The organism is Rahnella sp. P4_A8 (assembly GCF_056402435.1).
In genome coordinates this window covers 1-2,847 of the sequence record NZ_JBFUHK010000152.1, presented here as the reverse complement: position 1 = coordinate 2,847, position 2,847 = coordinate 1, and the positions used below count along the sequence as shown (strand labels likewise).

Here is a 2,847-nt window from a genome sequence, read left to right as displayed (position 1 = left end):
CCTCTGAGCAGCACTTTGCAGACCTTCAATGGCATGACCGCAGGCTTCTTTAGCGGTGACTGGAACGTCTTACTCACTGCGTTATCCACCAGTAATAAAAACGATATTCTTGCTACCCCAAGCATTGTCACTCTCGATAATAAAGAAGCCTCATTCAACGTCGGTCAGGAAGTCCCCTCCCTGTCCGGCTCACAAACCACATCTGGCGATAACATTTATAGCAGCGTGGTTTACAAAACCGTCGGCACAAAATTAAAGGTCACTCCGCAGATCAATGAAGGTGACTCTGTGCTGATGGAAATCGAACAGGAAGTTTCCAGCGTTGATACTTCAACTAACTCTAGTCTTGGCCCGACCTTCAATACCCGAACCATTTCCAATGCCGTGCTGGTTCGTACGGGTGAAACTGTAGTCCTGGGCGGTTTGCTGGATGACAGTACCAAAGAAACCAAATCCAAAGTTCCTCTGTTGGGTGATATTCCGTGGATAGGCAATTTGTTCCGCTATACCAGCACTGAATCAGCAAAACGTAATCTGATGGTGTTTATCAGGCCGACCATTATTCGTGATGATGAGGTTTACTCTTCCATTTCCAATAAGAAATATTCGCACTTTCAAAAAATTCAAAAAACGCGTCAGGATGAGGACCATCAGGATCTGCTCACGCCAAATACTCGTTCTATTTTGCCTGACTATCCTGGGAACAATGTGCCAAAAGCATCCATATCCACCACGCCTGATGACGGCAAACCTCGTAATCCGTTTAGTGGATAAGCCATGAACAGTGATAACGAAGTGCTATATAGACCCGTTGTGGAACAAGCCTCCCCTGTTCTGCCTTATACCTACGCCAAACAAAAAGGCGTAACGCTGCTTGATAACGTGCTTTTTTGCCGACAGGACATTTCAGTGGAAACACTGCTCGAAGTACGTCGGATCATGGGTGAAATAACGGCGGTCGAAATAGTGGAAACGACATTGTTCGATGAAAAGTTATCAGCAACCTACCAGCGTAGCAGCGGCGAGTCACAACAAATCATTGATGATATCGATAACGAGGTCGATCTTCTGTCTTTGTCTGAGGAATTACCTGATAACGAAGACTTACTGGCCAGTGATGAAAATTCGCCGATCATCCGTCTTATTAATGCGGTGCTTTCTGAAGCAGTCAAAGAGGGTGCTTCGGATATCCATATCGAAACCTTCGAACGCATGCTCAGTATTCGGTTTCGTATCGATGGCGTCTTACGGCAAATCCTGCAACCGGCTCGCAAGCTGGCACCGTTCTTGGTATCGCGCATCAAGGTGATGGCGAAACTGGATATCGCTGAAAAACGTTTACCTCAGGATGGTCGCATTTCGTTACGTATCGGTCACCGGGCGATTGATATCCGCGTATCGACCATTCCAGCTCAATATGGTGAGCGTGTGGTGATGCGCCTTTTGGATAAAAATAATTTATGTCTTGAGATTCCACAACTTGGTCTGTCTCCACAGGACGAACAACAGCTATCGGCATTAATCCGTAAACCTCACGGGATCATTCTGGTCACCGGGCCGACCGGTTCAGGTAAAAGCACGACTCTGTACGCAGTTCTTTCTGCACTCAACAATAACGAGCGTAACATTCTTACTGTCGAAGACCCGATTGAGTATGAACTGGAGGGCGTGGGGCAAACGCAAGTTAACCCCCGTGTAGAAATGACATTTGCGCTCGGTTTGCGGGCGATTTTGCGTCAGGACCCGGATGTAGTCATGGTCGGTGAGATCCGCGACAATGAAACAGCTCAAATCGCGGTGCAGGCTTCACTGACCGGCCATCTGGTGATGTCAACATTGCATACAAATAGTGCCGTCGGTGCCATTACCCGTTTACGGGATATGGGTCTGGAGCCCTTCCTTCTCGCCTCCTCATTATTAGGCGTGGTGGCTCAGCGACTCGTGCGACGCCTTTGCCCGCATTGTACCCGACAGTCCCCGTTAGATGTGTCTCACATTCCTTTATTCCACTTTCTGCCTGAACCACCAGCCACTGTTTTTAAAGCCGTCGGATGTTCTCAATGCCATTTCACGGGCTATAAAGGCAGGGTGGCTATCCACGAATGCATGGTTGTTGATAACGCTATACGTCAGGCTATTCATGAGAATCAGGATGAATTTTCCATTGAGAACATTCATCGCAAAACTGCCCGAAGCTTGCGGGAAAATGGACTGCTTAAAACCATTAGCGGCGAGACTACGCTGGAAGAAGTGATCAGAGTTACTGCCGAACAAGAGATAGCGACACGGGGAACGCCCTCATGAGCCGCTTCGCCTTTCATGCAATCACCCCGACGGGCAAGACGCAGCGAGGAGTAATTGATGCCGATTCTCTCCGCCTGGCGCGCCAGATTGTCCGCGAGCGGGGTTTAACGCTTCTTGAAATAAAGCAGGTGGGCAACTCGCTGACAACTCTAAATAGTAAAAATAAAGGATTGAAAACGCGTGTCCCTTCACATGCCATTTCACTATTCTCACGTCAGCTCGCCACATTAACCAATGCAGCCCTGCCCGTAGAAGCCGCACTTGCCGTTATTGCCCGCCAAACCGAGCACGCTGGACTCACGCAAGTGCTGACCGCTGTGCGTAACAAAGTGGTGGAGGGACATACGCTAGCCGATGCATTATCTGATTTTCCTCGCCTATTTGATCCGATGTTCAGAACACTGGTCACGGCAGGTGAACGAACCGGACAACTCGGCACCGTACTGGAAAAAATGGCGGATTATTATGAAATCCGCCAGCAAATCAAAAGCAAGTTGTCGCAAGCCATGATTTACCCGGCCATGCTCACCATCATTGCCATTC

The 2,847-nt window shown here is 48.8% G+C and carries 2 protein-coding genes and 1 pseudogene; all 3 read left to right on the top strand.

Going from position 1 to position 2,847, the window contains the following annotated elements; genetic code table 11:
- A pseudogene (locus AC1DUO_RS23995) lies at window positions 1–774 on the top strand (type II secretion system protein GspD); the annotation flags it as partial.
- A 3-nt stretch (window positions 775–777) separates the two neighbouring features.
- A complete protein-coding gene (gene gspE / locus AC1DUO_RS23990) occupies window positions 778–2,304 on the top strand; it encodes a type II secretion system ATPase GspE (RefSeq protein ID WP_126124055.1) in 1,527 nt (508 codons plus the stop codon).
- Window positions 2,301–2,847: type II secretion system F family protein (locus tag AC1DUO_RS23985; protein ID WP_477989094.1), on the top strand; the 547-nt coding region annotated here is incomplete at its 3' end. The genes gspE and AC1DUO_RS23985, both read left to right, overlap by 4 nt.

Bases quoted from the DNA above. Each gene is read 5' to 3' on its own strand.
- gspE (WP_126124055.1), top strand. From the start codon at position 778: ATGAACAGTGATAACGAAGTGCTATATAGACCCGTTGTGGAACAAGCC.